At 73.9% G+C, this 17,340-nt stretch carries 12 protein-coding genes; 5 read left to right on the top strand and 7 right to left on the bottom strand.

Going from position 1 to position 17,340, the window contains the following annotated elements:
- Window positions 1-48: 48 nt before the first annotated feature.
- On the bottom strand, window positions 49-2,826 hold the full coding sequence (locus tag ABT009_RS31540) for a helicase-associated domain-containing protein (protein ID WP_351302578.1): 2,778 nt from the start codon (window positions 2,824-2,826) through the stop codon (window positions 49-51).
- Window positions 2,827-3,205: 379 nt separating this feature from the next.
- Here ABT009_RS31540 and ABT009_RS31545 point away from each other — a divergent pair, with 379 nt between their 5' ends.
- The gene (locus ABT009_RS31545) at window positions 3,206-4,351 is read left to right on the top strand and encodes a hypothetical protein (RefSeq protein WP_351302581.1); all 1,146 of its coding nucleotides are present in this window, start codon (window positions 3,206-3,208) and stop codon (window positions 4,349-4,351) included.
- Window positions 4,352-4,448: 97 nt separating this feature from the next.
- The gene (locus ABT009_RS31550; protein ID WP_502990000.1) at window positions 4,449-5,072 is read left to right on the top strand and encodes an HAD family hydrolase; all 624 of its coding nucleotides are present in this window, start codon (window positions 4,449-4,451) and stop codon (window positions 5,070-5,072) included.
- A gap of 51 nt (window positions 5,073-5,123) precedes the next feature.
- Here ABT009_RS31550 and ABT009_RS31555 read toward each other — a convergent pair whose 3' ends face one another.
- On the bottom strand, window positions 5,124-5,372 hold the full coding sequence (locus ABT009_RS31555; protein WP_351302585.1) for a hypothetical protein: 249 nt from the start codon (window positions 5,370-5,372) through the stop codon (window positions 5,124-5,126).
- A 181-nt stretch (window positions 5,373-5,553) separates the two neighbouring features.
- Here ABT009_RS31555 and ABT009_RS31560 point away from each other — a divergent pair, with 181 nt between their 5' ends.
- Window positions 5,554-5,937, top strand: coding sequence for a cold-shock protein (locus tag ABT009_RS31560; protein ID WP_351302588.1), 384 nt, complete (start codon window positions 5,554-5,556; stop codon window positions 5,935-5,937).
- Window positions 5,938-5,963: 26 nt separating this feature from the next.
- Here ABT009_RS31560 and ABT009_RS31565 read toward each other — a convergent pair whose 3' ends face one another.
- The 4 genes from ABT009_RS31565 to ABT009_RS31580 all read right to left on the bottom strand — a co-directional run bounded on the left by ABT009_RS31565 (window position 5,964) and on the right by ABT009_RS31580 (window position 9,685).
- Window positions 5,964-6,887 (bottom strand): 1,4-dihydroxy-6-naphtoate synthase, encoded by a 924-nt coding sequence (locus tag ABT009_RS31565; RefSeq protein WP_351302591.1) that lies wholly within the window; start codon window positions 6,885-6,887, stop codon window positions 5,964-5,966.
- Window positions 6,880-7,686 (bottom strand): futalosine hydrolase, encoded by an 807-nt coding sequence (locus ABT009_RS31570; protein ID WP_351302594.1) that lies wholly within the window; start codon window positions 7,684-7,686, stop codon window positions 6,880-6,882. The genes ABT009_RS31565 and ABT009_RS31570 overlap by 8 nt, the downstream gene beginning before the upstream one ends.
- 11 nt (window positions 7,687-7,697) lie before the next feature.
- On the bottom strand, window positions 7,698-8,198 hold the full coding sequence (locus ABT009_RS31575; protein WP_351302597.1) for a DUF2771 domain-containing protein: 501 nt from the start codon (window positions 8,196-8,198) through the stop codon (window positions 7,698-7,700).
- A 92-nt stretch (window positions 8,199-8,290) separates the two neighbouring features.
- Window positions 8,291-9,685: an MFS transporter gene (locus ABT009_RS31580; RefSeq protein ID WP_502990001.1), complete on the bottom strand. Its 1,395-nt coding sequence runs from the start codon at window positions 9,683-9,685 to the stop codon at window positions 8,291-8,293.
- A gap of 428 nt (window positions 9,686-10,113) precedes the next feature.
- Here ABT009_RS31580 and ABT009_RS31585 point away from each other — a divergent pair, with 428 nt between their 5' ends.
- Window positions 10,114-11,034, top strand: a complete 921-nt coding sequence (locus ABT009_RS31585; RefSeq protein WP_351302600.1) for a DUF3027 domain-containing protein — start codon at window positions 10,114-10,116, stop codon at window positions 11,032-11,034.
- 489 nt (window positions 11,035-11,523) lie between these two features.
- Window positions 11,524-14,820, top strand: a complete 3,297-nt coding sequence (locus ABT009_RS31590; protein WP_351302602.1) for a sacsin N-terminal ATP-binding-like domain-containing protein — start codon at window positions 11,524-11,526, stop codon at window positions 14,818-14,820.
- Between the two features lie 82 nt (window positions 14,821-14,902).
- Here the strand turns inward: ABT009_RS31590 and ABT009_RS31595 are convergent, their stop codons facing one another.
- On the bottom strand, window positions 14,903-17,314 hold the full coding sequence (locus ABT009_RS31595; protein WP_351302605.1) for an HAD-IC family P-type ATPase: 2,412 nt from the start codon (window positions 17,312-17,314) through the stop codon (window positions 14,903-14,905).
- Between the last annotated feature and the right edge of the window lie 26 nt (window positions 17,315-17,340).

Here is a 17,340-nt window from a genome sequence, read left to right on the forward strand (position 1 = left end):
TGGGACTGTCATGTGGCGCCGGTCACATTCTCGGGCGCCCGGTGGTGGTCAGATCTGGTCCTCGGCCAGCTCCGCGACGCCCGTGATGCGGTGCAGCGGATACGTGCGGACCTCGTCCGCCGTGTGGTCGTAGGCCGTGACGAAGCCGCCCTCCACACGGACCGGCGCGATCACGCGCTGGCTGGCGGCGCCCTCGGCGTTGACGTACCCGATCCACACCGCCTGGCCGGTGAGCACGGCGGCCTGCATCGTGGCGAGGGTTTCGGCCGGCGTGGTGCGTGGCAGCTCGCCGGTGTGGTCCGGCGACGTTCGGCGGGGAGCCGTCGACGCACGGTCCCCGGCGCGGATGGCGCGCACCGCGGCGCCCAGCAGCGTGGTGTCGGGCACCGGCGGGCCCTCCGGCACGGGCTCGGGTGCGGTGCGCGGCGGGGTGCGGTGGGCGTGCGCCCTCGTGATCAGTACGTCGCCCTCCGGGCCCTCCGCCGCAGGCGCGAACCCCATGCCGCGCAGCCCGTCGAGCAGCGCCGCCGGGTCGGCCTGGGCCGCCAGCACGGTCGGCGCGAGCCGGCGCAGCCGCAGCGCGGCCGACCGCTTGTCGGCGAGGATCTCGTTCAGCACCGCGTCGTCGTCGCACCGGACGTACGCCGAGGCCGCGCCGATGCGCAGATGCCCGTGCTTGCGGGCCACGTCGTCGATCAGATACGCGAGGGGCTGCGGGACGGGGGTACGCGAGTGCGCGGCGAGGAACGCGTGCAGATCGGACGCCGACCGGCCCGCGTCCAGCGCCCGCCGCACGGACCCGGGCGTGAACCGGTACACGGTCGCTCCGCCCTTCGACTCCACGTCGGCGAGTACGTCGAGCGTGTCGGCGAGCGGTCGCTGCAGCGGCCCGGGCGCGACGGCCGTGAGGTCGGCCTGGAGGAGGACGTGGTCGAGCGGCTCGGGGAGGAGCGGGGCGAGAAGCCGCGCGGCACGGGCGGCGTTGACGGCGGCTTCGGCGGGGGAGGGGGGCGTGGCGTGGGCGACGGTGGCGGCCGCGCGGCCGGTTGCCGTGGTACCGGCGGGTGCGGCTGGACTGGTGCCGCCGGCGTTCGGCGCCTCGTCGGCGATGTTCGCCTTGCGGGCGGGCAGCTTGGCACCGGCGCCTGCGCCTGGGCTGGTGCCTGCGACCGGCCGGTCGCCCGCACCTGGGCTGGTGGCCGCGCCCGCGCCGCCGCCCGTGCCCGGCCCGGATCGCGCGGCGGCCGGGGCCGGAGCGGCCCCCAGCAGTGCCCGGCCGTGGGACGACAGAGCGCCCCGGCCCGTGACGCCCAGAAGCTCCGCCTCCGTCAGCGTCCACCGGGCGAGGCGGGTGCGCAGGTCGTCCTGGGCGGACGGCTGGGCGGACGGCTGGGTGGCGCCGGTGCGCAGCGGGCGTTCCCAGCGGAGGCGGGCGAGGAGGGACTCGGCGGTCGGGGCGGAGCCCTCGGGGAGCGTGGCGAGGAGGGTGAGGACGCGGTGGCGTACCTCCGGCGCGGCCGAGCGGTCCAGGCCGGGGCCCAGCGCCGACAGGGCCCGGTCCTTCGCGTCCCGGCCGCCGACCAGCCCCGCCGTGCGGGTCGCCGACAGCCAGGCGGAGGCCAGCTGGGCCCAGCGCTCGGCGGCCGGCAGCTCCAGCCATTCGTCGTACGCGGGCGTCGCCGCATACCGCTCGTCGGCCTCGCCGTCCGACGCCACCAGACCCGCCGCGTATGCGAGTTCGACCCAGAAGGCGGCGACCGGCTCCGGGACGTCGAGCGCCACCGCCGTCCGCTTGAGATCACGGACGCTGAGGCCACCAGCGCGCAGTACCGCCGGGCCGCCCTCGTCCCAGTCCTTCAGCAGCTCCTCGACGGTCGCCAGCGCCGTGTACGCCTGGCCAGCCGCCGTCGCGTCCACAATCTGTGGACGGTGCTCGGCCGCGGACTCCAGGGCGGGCGGCACCGGCTCCGGCTGCCGGTGCGCGCGGCCACCGCGCAGGTGCAGGGCGGCCTCGCGCGGCAGTACGACCGTGCCCGGAGCCGTCGGCAGAAGCAGGCCGCGGTCGAGCAACCAGCGCAGATGTGCCGCCGGTTCGGCGGTCACCTGCCCGTACGGAGGGCCCCACACGAGCCGCGACAGCACCGCCACCGACTCCGCCGGTGCCCCGTCCAGCAGCGCCGACATACGGGCGGGGTCCCTGAACAGCTCCGTCAGCGCGGCGACAGCCGACACCGCGTCGTGCGTCGTCGGCAGCCCGGCCGTCGCCACGATCTCCTGGATCCGGCCGGGCGACATCCCCGCCGTGGCCTCCGCGACCGTCGGGCCGAGCCCCGTCGGGGACGGGTGCTGCGGCGACGGCATGAGCAGCTCGCGGGCGGTGCGGACGAGGCGGAGACGGTCGTCCGGGCCCCAGACCAGGGCCTGTTCGCGGAGCGTCGCGAGGGCGGCCGGGAGGGCGTACTCGACCGTGGTCACGTCCGGGGCGGCGTCGGCGCGGTCGCCGGTCAGGAGGGAGCGCAGCGTCTCGTACGCCGCGGGGTCCGGGGCCACGGCCAGGGCCTCCGCCGTCTGCAGGGCGAAGCGGTCGAGGCGTTCCAGGGCGCGGACGACCGAGGCGCGGGTGCCGGCGCGGGTCGCCAGCTGGGTGAGGTCGCCCGGGACGGGGCTGAGCAGGTCGGGGCGGGCGCGCAGGAGGGCGGCCAGCGACTCGTCGTCGCGGGCGCGGAGCGCTTCCGCGAGGGAGCGCGGGGGTGCCGGGCTCTCCGCCGCTGCCGGAGCCGACTGCGTCGGCGCCGTGGCGGGCTCCTGGGTCTGCTCGGTGCTCATCCGGTCAACGGTACCGGGTGCCTCCGGCGGGGCGGGTTCCATACGGGGCTGAGCTTGTACGCGGGTGTGCCGTACGTCTTGGGCGCCTTCCGTTGCACGGGGCTCGGCCGTACGCGAGGTGCTGTGCGTCGTGGGCTGTGCCCACCCTCCCCCAGCTACCGCTGGGAGGTGCCCGCAGCCCAGCGGAACGATCGCCCACAGCGGTAGCGACGCGTGCCCACGGCGGTAGCGGCACGTGCCCACCGCGGTAGCGGCGGCTGCCCACGGCGGTGGCGGGGCTGGTGCGGCGCGGCCCGGGTCGTGGTGAGCGGGTGGGGCGACGTGGAGGCGGTAACGTCGGCGGCGGGCAGTTCAAGGTGCTTGTCCCGGAGGGGACTTCGTGGGGATTGAGAGCGATCAGCTCGTCTTCGACTATCTGAGCCGGGTCGGCGACCTCGCCCAGCAGCGGCAGTTGCCGTCCGCCACCCGGATGCGGCTGGTCTCCGAGCTGCGGAGCGAGATCGAGCGGAGCAGGTCGAACGCGACAGTCGACAGTCCGGCCGCGGTCCGCCGCATCCTGGCCCGGCTGGGTACTCCTGACGAGGTGGTCGCCGCGGCGGGCCGCACCGGCCGCGGCGACGTGTCGCGTACGGACCAGAAGGGGAGACCGGGGCAGACCGAGTCACCTGGCCAGACCCCGCAGACCCGGCAGACCGAGTCGGCCGCGCAGGCCGAGGAGGCCGGGCGGGCGGAGACCAGGCCGGGGGCCGCGCCGAGCGCGCGGTGGGGCCGGTCCGCGGTCCCGCAGCAGCGTGCGGGCGACGCCGCGGCACCGCCGGAGCGGCCGAAGGGGCTGCGTCGCATGGTGCCGCGACCGCGTCGCGAGCAGGAGCCGCCGCGGCGCCGGACCGGGGCGTCGCCGCCGCACCTCGCCGGCGAGGACGAGCTGGGTCCGAGCGGTTCCGAACCGGACTGGTGGCGGGTGGACAGCAGCCCCTTCGGCGTCGCCGACACGGTGCCGGGCTTCGTCGGCGGCGTCGAGATCCCCGAGATACTGCACCCGCCGCAGGAGGAGAAAGACAAGGAAGAGGGCGCGGGCGAGGGAGCCGCGACCGCGGCCGACGACAGCGCTGCCGAGGCCGCCGAACCCGCGGCCCCTGCCGACGGGACCGCGCCCCGGCGCCGCCTGAGCCGCCTGCGTGCCACGGGCTACGGCAGTCCCCTCCTGCTGCTCGCCGCCGCCCTCCTCGTCGTCGGTGCCGCCCTCGACAAGTGGTTCGCCCTCGCTCTCGGCTGGCTCATCGCCTACGGCTCACGCCGGCTCAGCACCGCCGAGACCAAGTGGGCGGTACTGGGCATGCCCGGGACGGTCGCCGCAGCCGCGGCCGTCTGGCTGTGGGGCCGCAACGAAGGCCGCTGGGGCGAGCCGATCGCTCAGGGACACATGGCCGATGCACTGACCGAGACCTGGCCCTGGACGGTACGCGGCGCGGCCGTCGCCTCCGCGCTCTTCCTGGTATGGCGGGCACGACGACACCGGCGGTGAGCCGGGCGGGGTGGGCCTGGCGGCGTCGGTACCGGCCGGAAGGCCGGAAGCACGGCCGCCGACAGGCTGGGCCCGTGGCCTGGGCACAATGGCCTGCATGACCTCGCGCGCTCTGACGGTCGGCTTCGACCTCGACATGACCCTGATCGACTCCCGGCCGGGCATCCGCGCGGCGTACCTGGCGCTTTCGGCCCGTACGGGCACGTACATCGACGCCGATCTCGCCATCACCCGGCTCGGCCCGCCGCTCGAGGTGGAGCTGGCCCACTGGTTCCCGAAGGACCGGATCCCGGAGATAGCCGATGTGTACCGTGAGATGTATCCCACACACGCGATCTCCGGGACGCTGGCGATGCCCGGCGCGCGCGAGGCGGTGCACGCCGTGCAGGCGGCGGGCGGCCGAGCCATCGTCGTCACCGCGAAGTACGAGCCCAACGCCAAGCTGCACCTGACGCATCTGCGTATCGACGCCGACGAGGTCATCGGCGACCTGTGGGCCGAGCGGAAGGCCGAGGCGCTGCGCGAGCACGGCGCGAGCGTCTACGTCGGCGACCACACCGGTGACGTACTCGGCGCACGCACCGCGGACGCGCTGTCCGTCGCGGTGACGACCGGCCCCTGCGACGCGGAGGAGCTACGCGCGGCAGGCGCCGACGTGGTGCTCCGCGACCTCACCGAGTTCCCGGCCTGGCTGGCGGACCACTACCGCACCATCGCCTAGCCAGACCGCACCGCGACCGCACCGCGAGCCGGCGCCGAGCGGCCCGACGGACTACCGCGCCGACCGCGCCTGTCGGCGCTGTGCCGCGATGGAGCGCAGCACACCCGCGCCCGCGATCGCGAAGCCCACGCCCATGAGCATGCTCAGGCCGAACATGAAGGTCGGAAAGGGCTTGGTGCCGAGGAGCATCGGTGCCACGGTGACCAGGGTGGCCACGGCCCCGGCGAAGAAGACGATCGCACCGGCCCGCACCAGCCGGTCACCCGCTCCGGCCGAATTCGCTTGGGTTTTGTTACGCACCGCACCAGGGTAGTTCCCAGCGCATAGGAACAGTCCGGCGACGTCTTGTCACGGGCCCCCGGACCAATAGGCTTGGAGCCGGCGGGTCACGCGACCCGCTGTACTGCTATCCAGAGCCGTTTTCCCCTGCCGCTCTCAACCGACGAAGCGGCGCAGACGAGTACGAGGACGAGGACTTCAGGTGCCTACCGGCAAGGTCAAGTGGTTCAACAGCGAGAAGGGCTTCGGCTTTCTCTCCCGCGACGACGGCGGTGACGTCTTCGTTCACTCCTCCGTACTGCCCGAAGGCGTCGACACACTCAAGCCGGGCCAGCGCGTCGAGTTCGGTGTCGTCGCCGGCCAGCGCGGCGACCAGGCCTTGTCGGTGACGGTGCTGGATCCGACCCCGTCCGTGGCGGCGGCACAGCGCCGCAAGCCGGATGAACTGGCATCGATCGTCCAGGACCTGACCACGCTGCTCGAGAACATCACGCCCATGCTGGAGAAGGGCCGCTACCCCGACAAGGCCTCCGGCAAGAAGATCGCAGGCCTGCTGCGAGCGGTAGCGGACCAGCTCGACGTATAAGCACGCACGCACTCACGCGTAAGCACTCACGGGAACGCGAGCGCATCCGGGCCGAGGGGCGGTACGAGCCCCTCGGCCGCCGCGCGTGTGAGGAGCCCGCGGATCGCCGCGTAGCCGTCCTCGCCCAGGTCGGCGGTGAACTCGTTGACGTACAGCCCGATGTGCTGGTCGGCGACGGCCGGGTCCATCTCCTGGGCATGTTCCAGGACGTACGGGCGTGAGGCCTCCGGGTCGTCCCACGCCATGCGGACCGAGGTGCGCACCGACTCGGCGAGCAGACTCAGGGTCCCGGCGCCCAGCGACCGCTTGGCGATGATGGCGCCCAGCGGGATCGGCAGCCCGGTCGTGAGCTCCCAGTGCTCGCCCATGTCGGCGAGGGAGTGCAGACCGTAGTTCTGGTAGGTGAAGCGGGCCTCGTGGATCACCAGACCCGCGTCGACCTTGCCGTCACGCACCGCGGGCATGATCTCGTGGAACGGCATCACCACGATCTCCCCGACCCCGCCCGGCACGGTGTCCGCGGCCCACAGCCGGAACAGCAGATACGCCGTGGACTTCTCACTCGGCACGGCGACCGTCTTGCCACGCAGGTCCGCGCCCGGCTCGCGGGTGAGGACGAGAGGCCCGCAGCCGCGGCCGAGCGCGCCGCCGCAGGGCAGCAGGGCGTACTCGTCGAGCACCCAGGGCAGCACGGCGTACGACACCTTCAGCACGTCGAACTCGCCGCGCTCGGCCATCCCGTTGGTGATGTCGATGTCGGCGAAGGTGACGTCGAGCGCCGGGGCGCCGGGGACGCGGCCGTGCGCCCAGGCGTCGAAGACGAAGGTGTCGTTGGGGCAGGGGGAGTACGCGATCTTAAGGGGCGCGGCGCCCGTCTCCGGCCGTCCGGCCCCCGGCCGCGTCTCCGACTCCGTACCGGTCTCCGTCTGCGCTTGCGGCTGCTCAGTCATGCTTCTTCCAACTCTCCACTACGTGCACGGTCTTCCCGAACGCCTCGGTGAGCGCGGCGAGCGCCTCCGGGATACGCCAGGCGGCGCGGTCGCGCGGACCGACGGGGTTGGAGACCGTGCGGATCTCCAGCACGGGAAGGCCGTGTGCGGCGGCCGCCTCGGCGACACCGAACCCCTCCATCGCCTCGGCGACGGCGTCCGGGTGGCGGGCGCGCAGCTCGGCGGCGCGCGCGGCCGAGCCGGTCACCGTCGAGACGGTCAGGACGGTGCCCGTCACACCACCGGTGGCAGCGGCCACGTCCCGTACGAGTGATCGCGGGGGACGGTGGGTGACAGTGCCGAAGCCCAGATCGGTCACGGGTACGAAGCCGTCGGCGGTCTCGGCCCCGAGATCGGCGACGGTGATCGTGTCGGCGACGACGACCGAGTTGACGGGCGCGTCGGGCGGGAACCCTCCGCCGATGCCGGCGGAGACGACGAGGTCGTAGGGCTCCCCGGCGAGCGCGGCAGCGGTGAGGGCGGCCCCGGTGGCGGCGGCCGCTGCGGCGGGGCCCACGCCGGCGGCGAGGAGGTCGTACCGGCTCCCGGTGCGGGCGGCCATCGCGGGTGCGGGAGTGGCGGCGGGTATGCCGACGGGAGGGGCGGCGGGCGCCCCGGTGGGTGCCTCGGCCGGCGGGGCCGCGGGCTCGACCCGGTGCAGGGTCGTCCCGGGGAGCGCCACCTCCCGCGCCGGGCAGGCGAAGGCCCGCGCCACCGCGTCCCGTTCGACGGGGACCGCGGTGGCCACGAGAACCCGCACGGAGGCCGTGCTCAGGCGTTCTTCTTGAGCTTGAACGACCACAGGCCGATGGCCTTCGAGCTGTCGCCCTCGAGGATGCTCACGGTCGTGGTGGAGCCGCTGGCCCCGTACTGCTGGTTGAAGAACACGCTGCCGGGGATGGTGCGGTACGTCTTGGTGCTGGCGTCGGTCAGGGCCTGGCCGTTCATGAGGATCGTCCAGCCCTTTTCCGCGATCTCCGGATCCACGCCGAAGCGCACGGTCTCGTCGGGGTCGACCTTGATGGTCTCGATGTCCTTGTCCTTCAGGCACTCCTGCAGCTGGGCGGCCTTCAGCGCCTCACCGTCCGCATAGCAGGAGGCCTCCGAGTGCACCGAGTTGCCGCCGACCGTGATGGTGGCGATCGGCGTCGGCTTGTCGCAGGCGGACAGGACGAGGAGTCCGGCGGAGACGGCGCCGATGGCAGCGACGGCGCGACGGCGGTTCGCCGGGCGGTGTTCACGAGCGGCACTGCCGCGGGGCAGGGAGGTCATGGCTGAAGGCTATCGGCGCCCTGCGAGGCCATGCCATGTGGGGTACGGCGTGCCGCGGGGTTGTGTCACACGGGAGTGCCCAGCCGGTTCGGTCAGGCCACCCGGGCCCGTGCGGTGCTGCCGTGCCGGGCCGCCGCCAGCAGGCCGCGTACCGTCGACAGCCAGCCGATGGCGACGATGCCGGCGCCCACCGACAGCCCCAGTACGCCGTTGAGCGGAAGAGCGATACCGATCGCGCCGCCCACCACCCACGACATCTGCAGCAGCGTCTCGGAGCGCGCGAACGCCGACGTACGCACCAGCTCGGGCACGTCCCGCTGGATCAGCGCATCCAGCGACAGCTTGGCCAGCGCCTGCGCGAACCCGGCGCACGCAGCGAGGCACGCGACGAGGAACGCCCCGAAGAACACCGCCGTCGTGATCGCCACGCCCAGCACGATCGCGACGACGGTCACGATGATCACCTCCGGCGCCCGGGCCTTCAGCCAGGCCCCGACGGCCGTACCCAGCGCATTGCCTGTGCCCGCAGCCACGCCGACGATGCCCAGCGACACCGCGGCGCTCTGCCCGGCCATCGGGTGCTCGCGCAGCAGGAACGCGAGGAAGAAGATGAGGAAGCCGGACAGGCAGCGCAGCGCCGCGTTGGCGGCGAGCGCGTGCGTCACGGCCGGGCCGACGGTACGCAGTCCCGGGCGCCGTCCCGTCGTCTTCTTCAGGTGCGGACCGTGCAGATGCTCCTCGTCCGCGGCCAGCAGCGCCTTGGCCTCGCCCTTCGCCGAGTCGACCTTGGGCGGCAGCGAGAACGACAGGAACATCCCCGCGACGAAGATCACGAACGCGCCGTACAGCGGCCAGCGCGGGCCGAGGATCTGCAGCCCCGCTCCGATCGGGGCCGCCACGCCGGTGGCGAGCAGGCCGCCGAGCGTGACGCGCGAGTTCGCCTTGACGAGGGAGAAGCCGGGCGGCAGCAGGCGGGGCACTACGGCGCTGCGGACCACGCCGTACGCCTTGGAGGCGACGAGGACGCCGAGGGCCGCCGGATACAGCTCCAGGCTTCCTGTCACCACCGCGCTCGAGAGTATGAGCGCCAGCAGCGCCCGTGCGAGCATCGCGCCGGCCATCGCGGCGCGGCGGCCGTGCGGGACGCGGTCGAGGAGGGGGCCGATGACGGGGGCGAGGAGGGTGAAGGGCGCCATGGTGATGGCGAGGTAGAGCGCGACGCGGCCGCGGGCCTCGTCGGTCGGTACGGAGAAGAAGACCGTCGAGGCGAGGGCGACGGTGATCATCACGTCGCCCGCGCCGTTCACGCCGTGCAGCTCGATGAGCTTGCCGAGGCCGGACTCGCCCGCGCCGTGCGCGTGCGTCGCCCTTCTGATGCCGCGTGCTGCCCCCGTGAACGGCAGATGCAGGGCACGCCCGACCGTGCGGGCGCCCCTGCTGACCGGACCTGCCTCCCTGGTCGAGGCGGACGATTTTGCGGCTGCCACTCCGTCATAGTGCCCCGTGTGCGGGGTGGGTAGTGCGGTTACCGCGCGTATGGGCGCGGTTCCGATGGGCGGCGCGGTCCGGTGACTGTTGTGGGCAATCGTTCCGCTGGGCTGGGGGAGGGTGGGCACAACCCACGACGTACAGTGCGTCGAAACCGTGGTGCAGCCCCGGGTACGGGAAAGACGGGTGGGCCCGGACGTCGGTGTGGGCCCAGGGGCCGGGAGAGGGTAGCGTGCGTAGCGCGCAATTAACGGCAGTCCGCGGCCGCGCACCCCTCCGTCATCCCGCAGAATGGGTGACGTAGGTGCGCCCGGGACGAACCGGGCGCGGACGTCGACGCGGCCCCCAGGTCCGCTCCGTCCCGCTCCCGGTGCATCCACTGCCGTACGGCGCACTCGTGAGACGGCGTAGGAGAGAAGCGATACCTGTGAGCGCAGCGACAACGCGAAGCCGTACCCCTGACCGCCTGTGCGCCGAGGCGGTCGAGCTCGCCCGTGCCGCGGCGGAGGAGACAGCCGCGCCCGGTGTCGTCGGCGAGCATGTCGGGATGGTCGTCGAGGGCGACCGGGTCGTCACGCACCTGTTCGAGTGCAAGGAGCCCGGGTACCGGGGCTGGCGCTGGGCCGTCACGGTGGCGCGGGCTTCCCGCGCCAAGCTCGTGACGCTGGACGAGACCGTGCTGCTGCCGGGTTCCGACGCGCTGCTGGCCCCGGAGTGGGTGCCGTGGAGCGAGCGGCTGAGGCCCGGGGACCTGGGTCCTGGCGATCTGCTGCCGACCGAGGCGGAGGATCTGCGGCTCGAGCCCGGTTTCAGCGGCGAGGAAGTGCCGCCGCCGAACTCCGCCGTGTCGGATGAGATGGCCGAACTCGTCGAGGCCGAGGACGCCGAGGTCGCGGGCGGGGCGCCTGCGAACCTGCCGGTCGCGCCCTCGCGCGGCTCGATCGCGGCGGTCGCCGAGGAGCTCGGCATGCGGCGGGCGCGGGTGCTCTCGCGGTACGGGCTGCACACGGCGGCCGACCGCTGGGAGGAGTCGTACGGGCCGAAGACGCAGATGGCGCAGGCCGCGCCCGCGTCCTGCCTGTCCTGTGGGTTTCTGGTGCCGCTCGCCGGGTCGCTGCGGCAGGCCTTCGGGGTGTGCTCGAACGAGTTCTCGCCGGCCGATGGCCGGGTGGTCTCCCTGGCGTACGGGTGTGGGGCGCACTCCGAGGCGGCGGTCATGCCGAAGCCGCCGCGGCCGGCTCCGCCGGTGCTTGATGAGACTCGGGTGGATGAGATGCCGTTGCGGCCTGCGGCGGACTCGGGGTCCGTCGAGACGGAGGGGCCTGCCGAGGAGTTCGGCCACTCCTAGCCTCCGGCGGCCGCGGTTTTTGGGCGCGCTCGTCTTTTCGGGTGCCCCCGTCGTGGTGGGCCGCCCCAAGCCGGGGCTGCCCCACGGTTTCACGGCACCGTACGTCGTGGGTTGTGCCCACCCTCCCCCAGCTACCGCTGGGAGGTGCCCCCAGCCCTGCGGAACGCCTGCCCACAACGGCAGGGGCCGGCCCGCGGCGCCCTCCGGACGGAGGGGACGTGGCGGGATGTGCGCCCGCAGCGGCTGGCGCGAATTCCGGGCTCGCCGGACGACGTACGGTTCGGCGCCAGACCGAGGACGTACATCCCGGCGCGGCCCCGACTCACCCACCGGCAGGTGGCGAACGGGGGCGGACCCGCGGACGCGTACGCCCCGACCCACCGCCGGGAGTCGCGCATCCGCGGGCGCGCGGTACCTTCGGGCGGCGGCGGCGCGTAACCGCGCCGGTGCCGGAAAGAGCAACCGTGCCGGAGGCAAGGAGTGACCACCGTGAGCAAGTTCGTGCGGCCGGCCCCGGAGGGGGCGGATCCGTTCGGGACGGCGCGTCTGCGGCGCGGGGTGCTCGACGCCTGGGGCGCGAGCCCGGCCCGGTTCCGCGAGGACGCCAACGCCGAGGAGGACCTGGCGCTCGGCGGCTACCGCGACCGCCTGGTCGTGGAGCTGGCGCAGAACGCCGCCGACGCGGCGGCACGCGTCGGCGTACCCGGTCGGCTCCGCCTCACCCTGCGCGACGGCGTCCTCGCCGCCGCCAACACCGGCGCCCCCCTCGACGCGACAGGCGTCGAGTCCCTGTCGACGCTGCGTGCCTCCGCGAAGCGAGAGGACCACGGCGAAGGCAAGACCGCAGCCGTCGGCCGCTTCGGCGTCGGCTTCGCCGCCGTGCTCGCCGTGACCGACGAGCCCGCGCTGGTCGGCCGCCACGGCGGCGTACGGTGGTCGCTCGCCGAGGCCCGCGCGCTGGCCGACGAGACCGCGCGCCACAGCCCGGGCCTCGGCGACGAGCTGCGCCGCCGCGAGGGCCACGTACCGCTTCTCCGCCTGCCGCTCCCCGCCGAGGGCACAGCCCCCGAGGGGTACGACACCGTGGTCATCCTGCCGCTGCGCGACGCGGCGGCAGGAGACCTGGTCGAGCGGCTGCTCGAGGGCATCGACGACGCCCTCCTGCTGAGCCTCCCGGGTCTCGAGGAGGTCGTCGTCGAGACCCAGGGGGCGGACGGCGTCCGCACGCTGCGGCGGCGCCCGCACCCCGAGGCCGCCTCCGACATCGTCATCGACGACACCCGCGACGGCACGAGCCGCTGGCGCACCGTCAGCCACCACGGGTCCCTCGACCACGAGCTGCTCGCCGACCGCCCGGTCGAGGAGCGGCTGCGCCCCTACTGGTCGGTGACCTGGGCCGTCCCGGTGGACGAGGAAGGCGCCCCGCGCCGCCCCCGTACCGCACCCGTCGTGCACGCACCGACGCCGAGCGACGAGGCCCTCGGCGTACCGGCGCTGCTCATCGCGTCCCTGCCGCTGGACACGATGCGCCGGCACGCCGCGCCGGGCCCGCTGACCGACTTCCTCGTGCAGCGGGCCGCGGACGCGTACGCCGAACTGCTGGCGGCCTGGCGCCCCTTGACCACCGGACTGATCGACCTGGTGCCGGGCCCGCTCGGCAAGGGCGTCCTGGACGGGGCGCTGCGCCAGGCCATCCTCGACCGGCTGCCGCGTACGGCGTTCCTGCCGCCCGCGGTGGAGCGCGAGGGCGCAGAGGCCGCCCCGGCCTGGCCGCTCGAGGAAGCCGAGGCCGCGCCGGCCTGGGCACCGCGCGCAGAGGCCGCGCCGGTCTGGGCCCCGGAGGGCGGGGCCCAGCTGGCGGGCACGGCGGCCGCCGGCCCCATGGCGCTGCGGCCGCGCGAGGCGGAGGTCGTCGAGGGCGCGGGCGCCGACACGGTGCGCGTCCTCGCGGAGGTGCTGCCGAGCCTGCTGCCCGCAGGACTCGAACGCCGCGTGGAGCTGCGCACGCTGGGCGTCGCCCGGGTCCCGCTGACCGAGGCGATCGACCGGCTCGCCGGTCTGGAACGGGAGCCCGCCTGGTGGCGGCGGCTGTACGACAGCCTCGTCGGCGTCGACCCGGACCGCCTCTCCGGGCTGCCGGTGCCGCTCGCCGACGGCCGTACGACGATCGGTCCCCGGCAGGTGCTGCTGCCGGTGCCGCCGTCCCGCGAGGTCGCTGAAGCGGGCGGCGAGCCCTCGGCGGAGACCGCTGCTCCGGCCGCTGCCGCCCTGGCCCGTCTCGGCCTCAAGGTCGCGCATCCCGACGGCGCGCACCCTCTCCTCGAGAAGCTCGGCGCGCTGCCCGCCACGCCCCGTGCCGTCCTGACGACGCCTCAGGTGCGGGCCGCCGTCGCGGGCTCGCTGGAGGACGACACCTGGGACGAGGACACGCTGGACGCGGAGGAGCTCGCGGAGCTCGTCCTCGCGCTCGTCCGGGATGCCGGGCTCGAGCCGGGCGACGAGCCGTGGCTCGGTGCGCTCGCGCTGCCCGACGAGGAAGGGGAACTCGCCCCGGCGGGCGAACTCGTACTGCCCGGCAGCCCCTTCGCGCAGGTCATGCGCGAGGGCGAACTGGCCGAGGTGGACGCCGAACTGGCCGGGCGCTGGGGCGAGCAGCCGCTCGCCGCCTGCGGTGTCCTCGCGAACTTTGCGCTGGTCCGCGCCACAGACGTGGTCCTCGACCCCGACGAACTGGAGCCGCGCAGCGGCGACTTCCCCGAGCCCGACGACGCGGGTCTGCTCGACGCCGTCGACGTCTGGTGCGAGGACGTCCTCGACCGGCTCCCCGACACCCCCGTACCGCCGGTCGCCACCGAGATCATCGCCGTACGCGATCTCGACCTCGTCGACGACGACCGCTGGCCGCGGGCCCTCGCCCTGCTGTCGCAGCCGCCGCTGCGGGACGCACTCACCCAGCCGGTGCGCATTCTGCTGCCGGACGGCACGACGGAGACGGTCCGCCCGTACACGGCCTGGTGGCTGCGCGGTCACCCGGTGCTCGACGGCCGCCGCCCGGCCGGTCTGCGGGCCGCGGGTGGGGACCCGCTGCTGGCCGGGCTGTACGACTCGGCGGACGCGACGGGCTTCGACGACGAGCAGGTACTGCGGGCGCTCGGCGTCCGAACCTCTGTAGACGCGCTCCTCTCCGAACCCGGCGGCGCGGCCGAGCTGCTCGACCGCCTCGCCGACCCGGAGCGCGACGTCACGTCGGCCCAACTCCAAGCGATCTACGGCCTGTTGGCGGACCTCGACCCGGAGCAGGTGACGCTCCCGGACGACCTGCGGGCCGTCGTGGACGGCCGCGTCACGGTCGTCGACGCGGCGGACGCGGTGGTCGCGGACGCCCCCGACCTGCTGCCGCTCACCGCCGGGCTGCCCCTGCTCCCCGTACGTCCGTCGCGCGCCGCTGACCTCGCCGAACTGTTCCAGGTACGGCGCCTCAGCGAGACCGTGACCGCGGAGGTGACGGGCGAGGGAGTCGTGCATCCGGTCCCCGAGTCGGTGCGGGTGCTGTTGGGGCCGGCGACCCCGGCGACGTACACCGAGTACGAGGAACTCGTCGTGGCCGGCACGGAGCTGGACTGGCGGCAGACGCCCGACGGCACGGTCCACGCGGCGACCCTGGAGGGCGTTGCGGCGGGGCTGGCCTGGGCGGCTGGCCAGTGGCCGCGCCGCTTCGAGGTCGCGGCCCTCCTGGAGGACCCGTCCCGTACGGAGGAACTGGCCCGGGACCGCTGGTTCGACTGACGCCGGGCTGGTCGATGGCCGGGCGGTCCGACGGGTGGCCGCCCGGCCATCGAACAGGCCCTACGCCCCGAACCGGCCGCCCCTACGCCGGGAACCTGCGCCCCACCCACCGCCACAGGAACTCCAGTGCAACCCCCGCCACCGCCGCGATGGCCACCGCGGCCCACGGCATCGTCGTGCCCACCAGGTTCAGCGCGAAGAAGTGCTGCAGCCAGGGCACGACGAGGACGAGCAGGAATCCGGCGCCCATCGTCGCGACGAGGCCGATGCGCCACCACGTGTAGGGGCGCGCGATGATCGCCAGGACCCACATGGCGATCAGGAAGAGCGTGAGGGTCGCCGCGCTCGTCTCGGCGTCCAGTTCGTCGGGCCCGGTGTAGTGGTGGCGCGCCAGCAGGTACGTCGCGAAGGTGGCGGTTGCGGCGAGGATCCCGCCGGGGATCGCGTACCGCATGACGCGCCGCACGAAGTGGGGCTGGGCGCGTTCCTTGTTGGGGGCGAGGGCGAGGAAGAAGGCCGGGACGCCGATGGTCAGAGTGGACAGCAGGGTCAGATGGCGCGGCAGGAACGGGTATTCGACCTGTGCGCAGACCACCAGGATGGCGAGGAGCACCGAGTAGACGGTCTTCACCAGGAAGAGCGTCGCGACGCGCGTGATGTTGCCGATGACCCGGCGGCCCTCCGCGACGACCGAGGGCAGCGTCGCGAAGCTGTTGTTCAGAAGCACGATCTGGGCGACGGCCCGGCTGGCCTCGGATCCCGAGCCCATGGAGACACCGATGTCGGCGTCCTTGAGCGCCAGGACGTCGTTGACGCCGTCGCCCGTCATCGCGACCGTGTGCCCGCGCGACTGCAGTGCGCCGACCATGTCCCGTTTCTGCTGGGGGCTGACCCGGCCGAAGACGGTGTGGTCGTCGAGGGCCTCGGCCATCTCCGGGCGCGCCTCGGGGAGCGAGCGTGCGTCGAGGGTGTTCTCGGCGCCGGGCAGGCCGAGTTTCGACGCGACCGCACCGACCGACACGGCGTTGTCACCGGAGATCACCTTGGCGCGTACGTTCTGGTCGGCGAAGTAGCGCAGGGTGTCGGCGGCGTCCGGCCGCAGCCGCTGTTCCAGTACGACGAGCGCGGTGGGGCGCGCGCCGGCCGTGACCTGCGGGTCGTCCAGTTCCCTGACCGCGCGGGTCAGGAGCAGCACCCGCAGGCCCTGTTCGTTGAGGTGCTCGGTCTCGTCCAGCGTGGGGTGTCCTGTGGGCAGCAGTACGTCGGGGGCTCCGAGGAGCCAGGAGCTGGACTCGCCGTTGCCCTCGCTGAAGCTGGCCCCGCTGTACTTGCGGGCCGAGGAGAAGGGCAGCGACTCCGTGCAGCGCCACTCGTCGCTGTCCGGATACGCGTCGATGATCGCCTGCAGGCTGGTGTTCGGCCGCGGGTCGGACTCGCCCAGGGCGCCCAGGACCTTGCGTATGTACGTCCCGTCCGCGCCGTCCAGCGTGCGTACCTCGGTGACGTCCATGCCGCCTTCGGTCAGCGTGCCCGTCTTGTCCAGGCAGACGGTGTCGACGCGGGCGAGCCCCTCGATCGCCGGAAGCTCCTGCACGAGGCACTGTTTTCGGCCAAGCCGGATGACACCGATCGCGAAGGCGACGGAGGTCAGCAGCACCAGCCCCTCGGGCACCATCGGCACGATGCCGCCGACGGTACGGGCGATGGCGTCCTTGAAGCCGGAGTCGTCGGTCTCGTCGGCGAGCTGGCTGATGATCAGGCCGAGCGCGGTGGGGATCATCATCCACGTCACGTACTTGAGGATCGTGGAGATACCGGTCCGCAGCTCGGAGTGGACGAGCGTGAAGCGGGACGCCTCCTCGGCGAGCTGCGCGGCGTACGCCTCGCGGCCCACCTTCGTCGCGGTGAACGCGCCGCCGCCCGCCACCACGAAGCTGCCGGACATCACCGGGTCGCCCGGGCTCTTGACGACGGGGTCGGCCTCGCCGGTGAGGAGCGACTCGTCGATCTCCAGGCCGTCGGCCTCCGCGACGGCACCGTCCACGACGATCTTGTCACCGGGCCCGATCTCGATTAGGTCCCCGAGGACGATCTCGGAGGTGCTGATCTCGGCGGCGACCCCGTCCCGCCGCACCGTCGGTCTCGCCTCGCCGATGAGCGCGAGGGAGTCCAGCGTCTTCTTGGCGCGCAGCTCCTGGATGATGCCGATGCCGGTGTTGGCGAGGATCACGTAGCCGAACAGGCTGTCCTGGAACGGCGCGACGCACAGCATGATCACCCACAGCACACCGATGATCGCGTTGAAGCGGGTGAAGACGTTGGCCCGGACGATGTCCGCCATCGAGCGGCTGCTGCGCACGGGCACGTCGTTGACCTCGCCGCGCGCCACCCGCCGGGCGACCTCGGCGGCGGTCAGCCCCGGCGCGGGTGCACGGCGGGGTATCGGCACGGGGTGCACCGGATCGAGCTCGGCGCCCGCATCGATAGGCGTCATGCAAACGACGGTACGGGCGGAACGAC

This window comes from Streptomyces sp. NPDC002896 (assembly GCF_040295225.1).
GTDB lineage: Bacteria > Actinomycetota > Actinomycetes > Streptomycetales > Streptomycetaceae > Streptomyces.